Here is a 13,226-nt window from a genome sequence, read left to right on the forward strand (position 1 = left end):
GTGCTGCCCAACCGTCCGTCACCCGGGTGTCATCACGGAACTGAGGCAGCTCCTCGACGTCGGACTCACGGATCCAGGTCTTGTACGTCCCCGGCTCGAAGCTGCCGTGCAGGAGATACACGACGGGTCACGTCTCACACGCCCGCCGCCGCTCCCAGCCGTCCGGGGTCAGCAACCGGACCCTGGCCGCCCCCTCCCCCCAGCGCAGGCGAGGAGACGGGGAAATCGACCAAACGCTCCCCAGCGCTCTCCTCGGCGATGATCCGGGCACCGTGCCGCCCGGGAACCCTCGCTTCGGCGTCGGCGGCAGACACTCCCGACAACAGCAGGAGGTCCGCAACAACCAGGATGTGGAACAGCCCTAGACACGCAAGGCTCCAGGGCACGACGAAGGTCCCTTCACACGGGTCGTACGTGGACTGTTGTCACCCGTCACGCGTACGCAGGGCCCCGGCCGCGAGCGGCGGCTCCGCCGTGTAGCCGGCGACCCGGAGCAGGGACATGCGGGGCCGAGGCTGCCGACCGTCCGTACGGTCGCATCCGTGGTCTGGGAGCTGCAGCAGCGCGCCCGTCGGGGGACGCCCGCGCCGCAGTGCTGGGCATCACCGAACAGTGGCCCGAGCGGGGAGGGCAGGAGCAGCAGTCCGGTCAGGGCGGTGTCGGCACGCGAAAAGTGGCGGATGAGGTTACCGACCGCCAGGCCGAGCAGCGCGGCCGCCGCGACGGAGGCAGCGATGCCGTGCAGGGCGGGCAACCGCGCTCGCTCGGGCGTGCGTGCCGTCGTCGAGCAGCGCGTCGCCGGAGAGGTAGGTGAAGGTGCGTGTCTCCATCACGCCGACGACGCTACGAAGCACAGACGAACCGGGCATCCGCCAACGGGAGGGCGGGGCTACTCCCCCGAAAGTAGCCGCATCACCAAGTGGGCAGACTCCTCCACATCGAGCGTGTGACCGCCGGGGCACGGAGGCCCATCTGAGACGAGAAATACACGACAGTTTGATCTCTGGCTCCGCCATCACCGAGGCCGATCTCCCGGATGCTTGACCACACCCCTGTGCCGCCGAAGACCTCTCGCCTGCCACCCTGCCGGATGCTGCACGACACGCGCCGACCCGCGAGGAAGGGGAGAATGAGAGAACATCGCGGAACGCTGAAGGCGGTGGAAACCATGGTGCTGCCGATCGTCGTGGGTGTCGATGGCTCAGAGCCCAGCCTCCATGCCGTCGACTGGGCCGCGGACGAGGCAGTCCGCCACGGGGTGCCGCTGCGGGTCGTCCACGCCTCCCTCTGGGAGCGGTACGAGGGTGCGGCCCTGGCGGACACACCCGAAGTCGCCTCGGATGCGGTGACCGGACACGATCTCGCCGAGAGCGTCGTGGCGGGAGCGGCCTGGCGTGCCGGGCTGCGCGCCCCGACGCTGGAGATCAGCACGGGCGTCGTACCGGAGGATCCCGTGTCGGCCCTGCTGCGCGAGGCACTCCGCGCCAGTGCCGTCGTGACCGGTGTACGAGGCAGGGGCCCGATCAGGGAACTCCTGCTGGGCACGGTCAGCCTCTCCCTCGCCGCCCGTGCTCCCTGCCCGGTCATCGTCGTACGCGGCCGGACACAGAACGGACAAGCAGCCATCGGCCGTATCGTGCTGGGCGTCGGAACCGGTGCCACAGCGCCGGCAACAGTCCGGTACGCCTTCCGGGAGGCCGCGGTACGCGCGTGCGAGATCGAGGCGGTACGGGCCTGGCGTCGCCCGGCACACCGGACTGCGCCGCATCCGCTGTCTGCCGGGGAGCCCGCCCACGCCGAGGAGGTTGAGGCCGCGGCTCTCCTCGACGAGGCGTTGGACGGCGTTGCCAAGGAGTATCCCGGCGTAGTCGTGCACCGCGCGCTCGTCGAGGGCTCCGCACGCCATGCGCTGGTGACCCGGTCCTCGGCGGGCGACCTCCTGATCATCGGTGCCCGCCGGCCTCGCGGTCACCTCGGACCGCAACTCGGCCTGGTCGGGCACACGGTGCTGCACCACTCCGACTGCCCGGTGGCGGTGGTTTCGCAACAGGAGTGACAGGGTGGACAGACTGCGCCCGTCACCAGGCGGGCTTGTATCACTCCTCGTGCCTGAGGCCGACCCTCGCGATCGGCATGCTCACATCCGGCGTTGGGTGGGCACGATCACGCTTTGTGCAGCGAGCTGGATCACGGGAGCGTGATGAGGGCGATGCTGTCTGTCTGCGCGATGGCCAGCCGGGTGCCGTCGGGGTGGAGGGCGGCCACGGGAGAGGGGACGTGGGTGACGCCGAAGCATGTGGTCTTGACGGGTACGCCGACCTCGGGCCATTCCGCAAGGAGACGCCCGGTTGCGGTGTCGAGCAGTCGCGGATGGCCGAGGAGAGAGATCACGTGATCGCCACGGGGCAGGAGCAGGACACCCGGCTCGGCATCGGCGATCGGGTTGCGGTGGAGCCACCGTCTCTCGGACACCGACCACACACCGAGGTGGCGAGCCGGAAGCGTGGAATCCTCTTCGCCGTTCGCCCCTTCACACCCCGTCGCCAGCACCAGCCGATCGCCGTCGAGCCAGCAGCCCGCTGTCACCTCACCGTTCGTGACCGCCTCTGTCGGCAGCAGACCCTCGCCGTCCAGAGTGCCGGGGTCGGTGAGCGCGAGCGCCGTGTCGTAGACCATGGCGACCCCGAAGGGATGCCAGAACCATCCGACCGCGAGCAGGTACCGGCCGTCCGGGCTCAGGCTGAGCCTGGAGTGGAAGACGTCCCTCGGCTCACGCCCGCCGGCGGTCAGCCGTTCGCCGCTCGCCGCATCCTCGATCTCGAGCACGTTGTACTCGTCGGGGCAGTGCACGACGACCTCGCGGCCGTCACCCAATGCGCCCAGGGCGAGCGGGTAGTCGTAGTTCTCCGCCTGGTAGTCGCTGCGGTCCAGCTCTCGCACCACCCGTTCTCGTTCGAGCAACACCCCCTCTGTGCCGCGTTCCTGGTACACCGCGGAGTACGGCCCTGAGACCGAGGTGATCCCGGCATCGAACGGAAAGCTCCACGCGAAGGCCACCTTCCGCTCCACCCCGTCGCGGCCCCAGCGCCGACCGCATCCGGAGACCAGCTCGTCGCCTTGCCATGCCAGCGCTTTCGGCGCGGCCCTTACCGGTATCGACTCCACGGCCACGGATGACCACCCCATTCCGAGAACCCTGGACGGGCCCCTCGCCGGGAATTTACGGGACCCCATCGGCGGAGCAGCGGCCGGGACCACACGGATGGCTCAATCGCGCGACGCCCGGCTCCCCAGGCAGTGCGCACCGAGTCCGGATTCAGCGTTTCCCGCAGCTACAAGTGCGCAGGAATCCGGGCAACCGACAGTGACGGTGGCCTCCCGGCCCGGTGGGTTCGAGCAAGCCGAGGTCGCGCTCTGCCCACACGGGCACGGGCTGTCCGGCCGGCTCGTACGTCACGGTCTGGAGCGGACAGCCGAGCGCAAGGTCCCGCAGGGCCGCGAGTTCGGTATCGTCGGCGGCCACGTTGTAGCGGAGCTTCGTACCCGCCCACTCCGCGGCGTACTGAGAGCGCACCTCATGGCCGGGGCGGGAGGCAACCACCGAGCCGGGTCCGGGTCGGACTTTGAGCGGTTGGATCGGGCGGTGGCGGCGACCAGGGACGTATCGGCATCCTGGCAGCTGGCGCAGGACTCGCGGCGCTGCGGCGTCTGGGCGGAGACGCCGCTGACCATGTGGTCGACGTCCGGACCGAGCGCGGAAGTCACCCAAATCGCGTCCTAGTTGGACCACCAGCGGCCGGCCATCAGCCGGCAGCCGGGGCCGATCTCGGAGGCTTCGACGGCCTCAGGGGTCAGCACCTCAACCTTGCTGGTGCCGTCTCTTGACTCGCGGCCGCCACAGTCATCACTCCCCCCCCCGACCCTTGCGTAGCCTATCGAATTTCGATAGATTCCCATCGTCATTCGATGGGAGGATGGGTCGTGGGAAAGCTGACAGTGCGTGCGCTGCGCGCCGTACTCGGGGTGCTGTTCACCGGAACCGTGTTCGTACAGGCGGGGATGGTGTGGGCGTTGGTCAGTGGGAACGACCCGGAGGACGGGTCGCTCCCACTGACACCGCTGCGCGTGATCACGATCCTGGGGATGGTGTCGGCCCAGGTCGTCCTGGTCTGCGTATGGCGGCTGGTGACAATGGTGCGACGCGGAACCGTGTTCTCCCACTCCGCCTTCCGGCACGTGGACGGCGTGATTGGTGCGATCGTGGGGGCCGCCCTCCTGTGGTTCACAGTCACAGCCATCAACGCGCCCGGCCAGCGGGACGACCCGGGCGTCAGCGTCATCATGGGCGGGATCGGCCTGGCCATCCTGGGCGTCGCGCTCATCGTGCTTGTACTGCGGATGCTGCTCGCCCAGGCCGTCGCACGCGACGTCGAAGCGACGCAGATGCAGGCCGAGCTGGCAGAAGTCATCTGATGCCGATCACCGTCGACATCGACGTGATGCTGGCCAGGCGGAAGATGTCCGTGGGCGAACTCGCGGACCGCGTAGGCATCACACCCGCCAACCTGGCGGTACTCAAGAACGGCCGCGCCAAGGCGGTGCGCTTCACGACGCTCGCCGCGCTCTGCGAGGTGCTCAAATGCCAGCCGGGAGACCTGCTGCGCTGGGAAGCCGAGGACGCCGCAGGCGGATGACGTGCCCCTTCCGAAGCCGCGTTCGGCCTAGGGTCTGTGGGGAGTCGCGATCAAGGTGTCGGTTGGAGGCTGTGAAGCCAGATGACAGTGCCGCGGAGGTGGACGGCGGCGAGGTAGGTGTCCGGCGTCTTGTCATGCCGGGCGGCGATCCCGCGGCATGCTTTGAGCTTGTTGATCAGGCGTTCGACGGTGTTGCGGTCCTTGTACAGGTCCTCATCGTGGGTGACCGGCCGTCCGCCGCGCCGTCCCCTCTCTTCTGGTTGGCCGCCTGGTCCTTCTTCTCCGGGATGACGGCCTTGATGCCGCGTTCGCGCAGGTGGGCGCGGTTGGCGCGGGAGGAGTACGCCTTGTCGCCAGCCACCGCGTCGGGGCGGGTGCGGGGGCGGCCGGCCCGGCCGCGGACCCGCGGACCGCGGCTACGACCACGACAAGTACCGGCGCCTGCTGTGGCAGCGTGGCATCCGCCCGGTGATCGCCGAACGAGGCGAGAAACACGGCTCCGGCCTCGGCATCTTCCGTTACGTGGTCGAGCGCACGATCGCCTGGCTGCACGGCTTCCGCCGCCTGCGGATCCGCAGGGAACGACGCGACGACAGCCACGAAGCCTTCCTCGGCCTCGCCACCTGCCTCATCACTCACCGCCACGTCCAACGCCTCTGTTAGGACCTCTAAGGCTGTGTCCGCATAGGTTCGCCGGTTTGGTGGTCGCGGCGGTTGGATGTGGGGTGACGTCCGCGGGGCATCCGGATGCCGCTGAGCACGACCTCGATCCCCGCATCCTTAAGGACGGCATCGAACAGGGCGGGGAACCTACCGTCCCTGTCCCGAATCAGGAGCTCTGCCCGGCAGCCCGCGTCTTCGAGGTCCATGACGAGGTTCTTCGCGGCCTGTGCCACCCAGGAGGCGGTCGGGTGCGCGGCCGCGCCGCGCAGCTGACCGCGCACATTGCCGGCTGAGCCTTCTCCAGCAGATCATCCGCAGGCGAGGGAGACCAGGGCGTCGTGCAGGTCGAGCCGTCGTTCCCACCGGACCGCGAGGCGCTTGAACTGGTGCAGCAGGGCGAAGGTCTGCTCGACGACGTAGCGGAGCTTGCCCATGCCTTTGATGTTCGCGATGCCCTTGCCGGAGATGACCGGCATGATCTTGCGGCGCCGTAGCTCCTGGCGCACGGCTTTCGAGTCGTATGCCTTGTCGCCCAGCAGGGAGTCGGGGCGACGACGCGGATGTCCCACCCGCCCGGCGATGGATGGGACGCCGTCGACCAGGGCGAGGGCCTGGGTGATGCCGTTGACGTTCGCCGCGGTGGTGATGACGTGCAGCGGTGTGCCGCGGCCATCGCAGATCAGGTGGTGTTTGCTGCCTGTCTTCCGCCGGTCGACCGGCGACGGACCGGTCGCGGCTCCCCTTTTTTCGCGCGAATGTGGGAGCCGTCCACACACACGCGTGACCAGTCGAGCTCGCCGGCCGCGATCAATTCGGAGAGCAACAGGCGGTGCAGACGGTCGAAGACGTCGGCCCGCTGCCACCGCTCCAGGCGCCGCCAGCAGGTCTGCCCGGAGCCGAACCCCAGCTCCAGCGGCAGGAGCTGCCAAGCGATGTCCTGATGCAGGACGAACAGGATGCCCTGCAGACACCGCCGATCGTCCACCGGCTTCGGGCCTGGCGACCGCTGTGGCCAGGGCGGCAACAGCGGCTCGATTAGCGCCCACAAGTCGTCATCCACGATCCACGGCCGAGTCGTCACAGACCGCAAACGGCCCGATCGTCACACAAGTCACGCCCTACCAGGACCGTTCAACAAGATCCTGTTACGAGCTCTAAGGCTGGCGGGAGGTTTTCGGTTGCAGGTCGTCTCGCATGACCCTCTGCAAGGTTTCCAAGTCCCGGAAGAACGGTTGTCTTACTGCTTCATATTCTGCCGATTCCGGTCGAAGAGGCTGCGCGGCGAGGAGTTCCCGCATGACGCGGAGCTGTCGATAAACCGGCAGAGCGGCTTGATAAACGTGATCTGGAGAAGCAATAGCCAACTCCCGCAACAGGGATTTTGCGTCACTATGTTGAGGGTCGTTATGGAAGGCATCGTGAACCCCGTCCCGCCGGACATCATCCGACTGCTCACGGAATGCAGCGCCTATCATGCGGCTATGCGCCTGCGCCAGAGACGTTAAGAAGCGCGCATATACAACGCGCTTCGTCTCATTCCAGTACCGATCCTGCTCTCTGCGCGACCGCACGAGGTCGGTGACGAGAGTCGTCCCGACACCGAAGACCGCTCCGACGACTGCAACCACGAGAGTCCCCAATTCCATGTAAGCAGTCTACGTTTCCCGCTAGTTGGGAACCAGATTCAGTCTCCAGCCGCAGCAACAAGACAGTCTTGCCCGAGCCCAGCGGGCCAAGGACCAACAGCCGCTGGATAGGCACCTTGCCGGCGAACAGACGAGTGATCTCTGCCTCTGCTCCGCCCAGCTCCGCAGGACTCTCAGCCCACCCCGCAGGGTCGCTTCCCGGTCCCTCCACCCAGTCAGCGGCGATTGCCCGCAACAGCTGCCACGGCTCGGCCAGATCCTCCGGAGCCGCTTTCCAGGACACGGCAGCGGATAGCGGCCATTGAGTCGACGTACCCGTGTCTCGGCTTCCCACTGGCTCTGGACATCTCGCGCCAACTGCTCGGCGGTCTCTACCAATAGCCGTTCGGCTGCCCGCTGAGCACTCACCCTGAACGTCACCCAGGACAGGAACAGCGGAGCCATCGTAGGCAACAGTGACGTCGCAGTAGCGGCGGCTCCCAGGTGATAGCGGTCGGCCAACCGCAGTGCCCCGACCATGCCGCCTAGCTCAAGGACCATGTACGTCCCACTGACACGCCATGTTGTGGACCGCCGGCCCGAGACGATCACCGACGTAGTCACGGACGCCGTCACGCAGAGCCTCCGCGTCGCAGACACCGCTGTTCAACGGCCGCTCAAAGCCGTCCCGCTACGCCGGTTTCAACCAACTGTGGCACGTCGACCGTCTGACACGCGCCTGCCCAAGGCCGTACGGCCTTGCCCCGAAACGTATTGCGCTAGGCCGGGTACGGGCACCAACGCACGGGCACGGCAATTTCGGCGGCTGGTGCGTTGAGGCTGGCAGAAGCTCCAAGGGGAGGAACCTGGAGAGAGGATGGACAGGCGGCGAGTGGGGGGGCGGAGACGCTAATCAGTTGTCACTCGTAGCCGAGATCTTCTTCGGAGTGCAGGCGCCACCCGTCGTACCGCTTCACCAGGACGAAGGCGGTGCGCTTAAAAGCGTCGTAGTACCCGGAATCCGGGTCGTGGCCATATGTGAACCAGAGCGCCTCGACCCGTGCCGTGTCCGAGGTCTCGCTGACGACGGTCACATTTTCCAGTGTGGACCCACCTCCGAATTCATCGGTTTTGTCGCGGTTGTGAGCTTTGGCGTACTCGGCACAAAAGTCAGCAGGGCTCTGGTAGAGCATCTGAACCTCTTGGGTGCGGGGTGCGACAGATTCGTATGAGCATGATGGCATTGCCGTCGCTCACGGAAGCCGTAGAGGATCGGCTCGAACCGCGCTTCCCACTCGGTTATCAGGGCGTTGAGGCCACAGCCCGCAAGTCTCTGTTCCTCATCACCCTCCTTGAGGGTCTTCTGCGAGCACCCGGCGATTCACTGCCCAATCGCGTACACCGACGTACCGCCGGCCAGCGCCACCCGACCGCCGTCGGCAACCGGCGCCGGCCAGACTTGCGGAGCCTTCCGGCCGGGTCCCACCAAGGAAGCAACCTCGTATCAGGAGTCACCAGGCTCCGGCTGTGTCGGTTCGGGTACACCGGCACGCAGCGCCGGGGCGGCCCGCTCACAGGCCCGGGCGATCTGTTCACGGAAGGGGTAGATCCGCGGCTGGGTCACCGCGCGGCGCAGGGCCGCCCGTGCCTCCACCCACTCCATCGCATCCTCGGGCAGGTGTAGGGCCGGCCCCTCAGCCGCCGTGCCGGGTGAGGCGCCGGCGGGGCCTGGCCGGCCTCCTGGAGGACAGCGGTGCACTGAACGACCTCCCGCACCGGTGCCCGCGACGCCTGCCCCCGTCTGGATGAGACGTGACAGGCGTCGCGGGCACGTGCCGCAGCGGCCGTCAGAGGTGGCCGTCCAGGAACTCGCGTACCTCGGCGATGGTCACAGGCCCCGTGCCGTGCGCCACCGTCTCTCCGTCCTTCAGCAGGACGTAGGAGGGGGCTCCGGTGATCCCGTACCGCTCGGTTGCGGCCGGACAGCGCGTGATGTCGGTGCGGACGGCCGTCAGGCGGCCGGTGTAGTCGTCGACGATGGCACCCACGACGAGGTCCATCTCCCGGCAGGGCTCGATTGCCTTGGGCCATGTCCCGGTGAAGTAGGCGAGGACCGGATCTCCGCTCATCCTGAGGATGAAATCGAACTCCGCGTCCTCACGGGGTTGGTGAACCCGCTTCGCCATGGAAGCTCCTGACCTCGCGTTCCGTCATTCCCTCCCCATCATCCCTTGCACGGTGTGCCGGGCCGGCCCGGTCGGTCGTCCGGCTGGCCTGTCGGCAGGGGGGGCACGGGGCCGTTGCAGAACCACGGTGGTCCCCGGCGCTAGCGGCCCGGCCCCCGCCCCTGGTGACCCGGCCTGGCCGCCCCGCCGGTCACCCGGCTGCAGCCCGCCGCGCGCCCGTGGGTCAGCTCCCGCCAGGACAGCGCCCCCGGCGGCGGCTTCCCGAGACCTGTCCGGTCTTCGCATCCACCTTCGGTCTCAGCCGGCTCATGCCGCTCTTCCCCGGGCCGCATGAGCCGGCTGATGGCGCCGAGAACGAGGCACGATTCCTGGACCGCTCGCGGACGCGGTCGTGGACGGTCGACGTACGGGTCAGCTGCCCCGAAGACCGACCGCCAGCGTCAGTTCAAGGACCCGCTGTGGCGATGCGAGATCAGGAAACAGCTCCCGCAGCTGCGACATCCGGTACCGGACCGTCTGGGGATGGACGAACAACGCCGCCGCCACCTCCTCCCGCCTGCCCTGGTGCAGCAGCCACGCCCGCAACGTCTCCTCCAGCCGCCGTGCGGTCGCGTCAGGCAAGGTCCGCAACGGTGCGAGGGCTCGGGCACGCAGGTCTGCGAACGCGTCCACGTCGGCGCTCAGCACCAGCTCGGGCAGGTGGTCCTCGGTGTCGCGGATGTCAGAGGAGAGGGAACGCGCGCGTACGGCTCGTGCGTACGAGGCGGACGCACGAGTCCATGGCCGGGCCGGGCCGACCACGGCGGTGCGGTCGGTCAGCTGCCGCAGGAGATGTGATCGGTCGGCATCGGGGACGAGCAGCACGCCGAAGGCGTCCGGCAGATCGTCGAGGACGAGGGTGCCCTGGTCGAGCGCGCGGTAGGCGGGCCGGGCCTGGGCGGCGGGCAGCAGGACCGCGGTCAGTGAAACCGGAGGCTGCCACCCGGCCCGTTGAGCAGAGGCCAGCAGCACGTCCGGGCTCGCGCCGGCGAGGAGATCGCGGGCCAGGTGTTCCAGGTGGCGCTCGTGGTCCCTGCCCCGGGCCGCCAGTTCGTCGGCGTGGCCCGCGGCGCTCGCGGCGGAGAGCTCGTCGATGTAGGCGAAGGTCAGCTCGGCGAACTTGGCGACCTCGGCGGCGGGCAGACCTGCGGGTACGGCACCCGCTGCCAGGCATCGCCAGGCCACGCGGGCGCCGACGCGGTAGGCGCTGAGCAGCGCGTCCATCGAACGGCCGTCCCGGACCTCGCCGCGGCCCAGCTCGTAGGCCGCGTCACCGGCGTCGCCGCCCGTGGCGTTCCCGCTCGCGAGGTCCAGGTAGTGCCCCAGGGCGGTGCGGACGGCTCTGCGGATGGTGGCGCCCATGCGGCCCGAAAGGGCGTTGGCGTAGGGAGGGACCTCGTCGATGATCGCCTCGACGACCTCGTCGGCGGTGGTCCTCAGCGCGGCCCGCAGTGCGGTGACCGTCGTCTCATCCAGGGCCAGTCCGCTGGCCCTCCTGATTGCATGGCTCACGTTTTTGTTCCCTGCGAACAATTGGGCCGACCAGATTTACGTCCTGCGGTCAGGACTTTACCCCTTGAGGCGCAGCAAGCTGGAGTCATGACGAGTACAGCCCTCCGCAGCAGGGCGTGGAAACTGCTGGAGATGGTCACGACGCCGCTGCTGCCGTCGGACTACCTCGACCTGGTCAGCCCGCTGCGTGCGGGCGCCGACCTGCGTGGGCGCATCGAGGCCGTGCACCCCGAGACGGGTGACGCCGCGACCATCGTGATCAGGCCGGGACGGGGCTGGCGCGGCCACACAGCCGGTCAGTACGTGCGAATCGGGGTCGACGTCGACGGGGTGCGCCTGTGGCGTGCCTACTCGCTCACCTCGCCGACGGACCGCCAGGACGGCCGCGTCACGATCACAGTGAAGGCGATCCCGGACGGCAAGGTCAGCAACCACCTGGTCCGCAGGGCGAAACCGGGCACGCTGATCCAGCTCGACCAGGCGACCGGTGACTTCGTGCTGCCGCAGGCCAAGCCCGCCAAGGTGCTCTACCTGACGGCCGGAAGCGGCATCACGCCCGTGATGGGCATGCTGCGCGACACCGAGTTCGACGACGTCGTCATGGTCCACTGCGCGCCACAGCCGCAGGACGTGATCTTCCGCGACGATCTGCACGACCTGGTCGCGGACAAGAAGCTGCGGCTCACCGAGGTGCACACCGACACGGACGGCATGCTCGACATCGCCCGTCTCGACGAACTCGTGCCCGACTGGGCCGAGCGCGAGACCTGGGCGTGTGGGCCCGCGGGTCTGCTCGACGCCGCCGAGGAGCACTGGACCGAGCACGGCGTCCAAGAGCGCCTGCACACCGAACGCTTCCGCCCCAGCATCGTGGTCGCCGGCGACGGTGGCGGCGAGGTCACGTTCAGCACCACCGGCAAGACCGTCGACGCGGACGCCGCCACGCCGTTGCTGGACGTCGGCGAGGAGGCCGGCGTGCTCATGCCCTCCGGGTGCCGCATGGGCATCTGCTTCGGCTGCGTCACACCGCTCAAGGCGGGCGCCGTCCGCGACCTGCGCACCGGCGAGATCACCGAGGCCGAGCCGGGCGTACTCATCCAGACCTGCGTGTCCGCCGCGGCGGGCCCCTGCGACATCGAACGGTAGGAGCACCTTGACCGCCATCGACCCCACCGCCCACCTGACCGCGGAGCAGATCGAGGAGCTCGGCCGCGAGCTGGACGCGATCCGCGACGAGGTGATCGCCGACCGCGGCGAGAAGGACGCTGCCTACATCCGGAAGGTCATCTCGGCGCAGCGCAAGCTCGAGCTGGTCAGCAGGGGCGTGCTGCTGTTCTCGATCTTCCCGCCCGCATGGCTGATCGGCACCGCCGGGCTGTCCGTGGCGAAGATCATGGACAACATGGAGATCGGCCACAACATCCTGCACGGCCAGTGGGACTGGATGCGGGACCCGAAGATCCACTCCACCACCTGGGAGTGGGACCACGTCTCGCCGTCCGAGCAGTGGAAGCACTCGCACAACGAGCTGCACCACACGTACACGAACGTGATCGGCAAGGACAACGACCTCGGCTACGGCATCATGCGCGTCGACGAGGACCAGAGGTGGCACCCGTTCCACCTCGGCCAGCCGCTGTGGAACTTCCTCAACGCCTGCTTCTTCGAGTACGGCATCGCCGCGTACGACCTGGAACTCGGCAAGAACCTGCACAAGCGCCGCCGCAAGAACCCGGAGTTCCGCGCGCGGGCCAAGGCCGTGGGCCGCAAGATCCGCAAGCAGGTGCTCAAGGACTACGTGATCCACCCGCTGCTGTCGGGCCCGTCGTTCCTCCCGACGCTCGCCGCCACGTTCACCGCGAACCTGGTCCGCAACGTCTGGACCCACTCGGTGATCATGTGCGGGCACTTCCCCGAGGGCGTGCAGGTCTTCGAGCGCCGGTCGATCAAGGGCGAGACGCGCGGCCAGTGGTACCTGCGCCAGATGATGGGCTCGGCGAACATCAGCGGCAGCAAGGCCATGCACTTCATGACCGGCAACCTGTCGCACCAGATCGAGCACCACCTGTTCCCGGACCTGCCGAGCAACCGGTACGCCGAGGTCGCGGTGAAGGTGCGCGCGCTGTTCGAGAAGTACGAGCTGGAGTACGTCACCGGGCCGCTTCCCAAGCAGGTGTTCTCCGCGTGGCACAAGGTCTTCCGGCTCTCACTGCCGAACAAGGAGCCCAAGGTCAAGACGCCGGACCGCGAGCAGGAGCTCGTCGCGGCCTGAGTCCCGGTATCGGTTCAGATCTCCCGGCCGTACCGGCGGCACCGCCAGGTCCGGTGGGACCCGCTACGGACGTGGGCCGGCCGCGGCATCAGACCGTACGACACGCGATCCGGGCAGCCCGGTGTCCGGCTGCGCTGCCTGGACGTGTACCAAGAGCCCGGCACACAGCCCACCGCGAGGTGCTGCAGTGCGCCGACTCACCCAGCAGGCCCTCACCATCCGCGAACGCAAGTCC

The 13,226-nt window shown here is 68.4% G+C and carries 11 protein-coding genes and 4 pseudogenes; 6 read left to right on the top strand and 9 right to left on the bottom strand.

Going from position 1 to position 13,226, the window contains the following annotated elements; all coding sequences use genetic code 11:
* Positions 1-1,129: 1,129 nt before the first annotated feature.
* Entirely contained in the window at positions 1,130-2,056 is a 927-nt protein-coding gene (locus tag ACN20J_RS01905; RefSeq protein ID WP_419664978.1) for a universal stress protein, read from the top strand.
* A 131-nt stretch (positions 2,057-2,187) separates the two neighbouring features.
* On the opposite strand, the gene ACN20J_RS01910 is transcribed toward ACN20J_RS01905, so the two are convergent.
* Positions 2,188-3,186, bottom strand: coding sequence for a hypothetical protein (locus tag ACN20J_RS01910; RefSeq protein ID WP_419664979.1), 999 nt, complete (start codon positions 3,184-3,186; stop codon positions 2,188-2,190).
* A gap of 795 nt (positions 3,187-3,981) precedes the next feature.
* On the opposite strand from ACN20J_RS01910, the gene ACN20J_RS01915 reads away from it, so the two are divergent.
* Both ACN20J_RS01915 and ACN20J_RS01920 read left to right on the top strand, forming a co-directional pair.
* Positions 3,982-4,473, top strand: coding sequence for a DUF2975 domain-containing protein (locus ACN20J_RS01915; protein ID WP_419664980.1), 492 nt, complete (start codon positions 3,982-3,984; stop codon positions 4,471-4,473).
* Positions 4,473-4,694, top strand: a complete 222-nt coding sequence (locus ACN20J_RS01920; protein ID WP_189845152.1) for a helix-turn-helix domain-containing protein — start codon at positions 4,473-4,475, stop codon at positions 4,692-4,694. The genes ACN20J_RS01915 and ACN20J_RS01920 overlap by 1 nt, the downstream gene beginning before the upstream one ends.
* A 50-nt stretch (positions 4,695-4,744) precedes the next feature.
* Here the strand turns inward: ACN20J_RS01920 and ACN20J_RS01925 are convergent.
* Positions 4,745-5,100, bottom strand: a pseudogene (locus ACN20J_RS01925) (transposase); the annotation flags it as partial.
* Here ACN20J_RS01925 and ACN20J_RS01930 point away from each other — a divergent pair.
* A pseudogene (locus ACN20J_RS01930) lies at positions 5,052-5,357 on the top strand (transposase); the annotation flags it as partial. The pseudogenes ACN20J_RS01925 and ACN20J_RS01930 overlap by 49 nt on opposite strands.
* A gap of 71 nt (positions 5,358-5,428) precedes the next feature.
* Here ACN20J_RS01930 and ACN20J_RS01935 read toward each other — a convergent pair.
* The 7 genes and pseudogenes from ACN20J_RS01935 to ACN20J_RS01965 form a co-directional block, all read right to left on the bottom strand.
* Positions 5,429-5,620 (bottom strand): annotated as a pseudogene (locus tag ACN20J_RS01935) (hypothetical protein); the annotation flags it as partial.
* Between the two features lie 22 nt (positions 5,621-5,642).
* Positions 5,643-6,420 (bottom strand): annotated as a pseudogene (locus ACN20J_RS01940) (IS5 family transposase); the annotation flags it as partial.
* Positions 6,421-6,511: 91 nt separating this feature from the next.
* Complete coding sequence (locus tag ACN20J_RS01945) at positions 6,512-7,003, bottom strand: hypothetical protein (RefSeq protein WP_419664981.1); 492 nt, start codon at positions 7,001-7,003, stop codon at positions 6,512-6,514.
* Positions 7,004-7,902: 899 nt separating this feature from the next.
* Entirely contained in the window at positions 7,903-8,076 is a 174-nt protein-coding gene (locus tag ACN20J_RS01950) for a hypothetical protein (RefSeq protein ID WP_419664982.1), read from the bottom strand.
* Positions 8,077-8,486: 410 nt separating this feature from the next.
* Complete coding sequence (locus tag ACN20J_RS01955) at positions 8,487-8,645, bottom strand: hypothetical protein (protein WP_419664983.1); 159 nt, start codon at positions 8,643-8,645, stop codon at positions 8,487-8,489.
* A 184-nt stretch (positions 8,646-8,829) separates the two neighbouring features.
* Entirely contained in the window at positions 8,830-9,168 is a 339-nt protein-coding gene (locus tag ACN20J_RS01960) for a thioredoxin family protein (RefSeq protein ID WP_419664984.1), read from the bottom strand.
* Between the two features lie 411 nt (positions 9,169-9,579).
* The gene (locus ACN20J_RS01965; RefSeq protein WP_189845160.1) at positions 9,580-10,719 is read right to left on the bottom strand and encodes a PucR family transcriptional regulator; all 1,140 of its coding nucleotides are present in this window, start codon (positions 10,717-10,719) and stop codon (positions 9,580-9,582) included.
* Between the two features lie 87 nt (positions 10,720-10,806).
* Here ACN20J_RS01965 and ACN20J_RS01970 point away from each other — a divergent pair, with 87 nt between their 5' ends.
* Positions 10,807-11,865: a ferredoxin reductase gene (locus ACN20J_RS01970; protein WP_419664985.1), complete on the top strand. Its 1,059-nt coding sequence runs from the start codon at positions 10,807-10,809 to the stop codon at positions 11,863-11,865.
* A gap of 7 nt (positions 11,866-11,872) precedes the next feature.
* Positions 11,873-12,991: a fatty acid desaturase family protein gene (locus ACN20J_RS01975; RefSeq protein WP_419664986.1), complete on the top strand. Its 1,119-nt coding sequence runs from the start codon at positions 11,873-11,875 to the stop codon at positions 12,989-12,991.
* The last annotated feature ends 235 nt before the right edge of the window (positions 12,992-13,226 follow it).

Origin of the sequence: Streptomyces sp. 2-1, assembly GCF_048564895.1 — a bacterium.
Classification (GTDB): domain Bacteria; phylum Actinomycetota; class Actinomycetes; order Streptomycetales; family Streptomycetaceae; genus Streptomyces; species Streptomyces phaeochromogenes.

Bases quoted from the DNA above. Each gene is read 5' to 3' on its own strand.
- ACN20J_RS01945 (WP_419664981.1), bottom strand. From the start codon at position 7,003: ATGGAATTGGGGACTCTCGTGGTTGCAGTCGTCGGAGCGGTCTTCGGT.
- ACN20J_RS01960 (WP_419664984.1), bottom strand. From the start codon at position 9,168: ATGGCGAAGCGGGTTCACCAACCCCGTGAGGACGCGGAGTTCGATTTC.
- ACN20J_RS01910 (WP_419664979.1), bottom strand. From the start codon at position 3,186: ATGGGGTGGTCATCCGTGGCCGTGGAGTCGATACCGGTAAGGGCCGCG.
- ACN20J_RS01905 (WP_419664978.1), top strand. From the start codon at position 1,130: ATGAGAGAACATCGCGGAACGCTGAAGGCGGTGGAAACCATGGTGCTG.
- ACN20J_RS01920 (WP_189845152.1), top strand. From the start codon at position 4,473: ATGCCGATCACCGTCGACATCGACGTGATGCTGGCCAGGCGGAAGATG.
- ACN20J_RS01970 (WP_419664985.1), top strand. From the start codon at position 10,807: ATGACGAGTACAGCCCTCCGCAGCAGGGCGTGGAAACTGCTGGAGATG.
- ACN20J_RS01955 (WP_419664983.1), bottom strand. From the start codon at position 8,645: ATGGAGTGGGTGGAGGCACGGGCGGCCCTGCGCCGCGCGGTGACCCAG.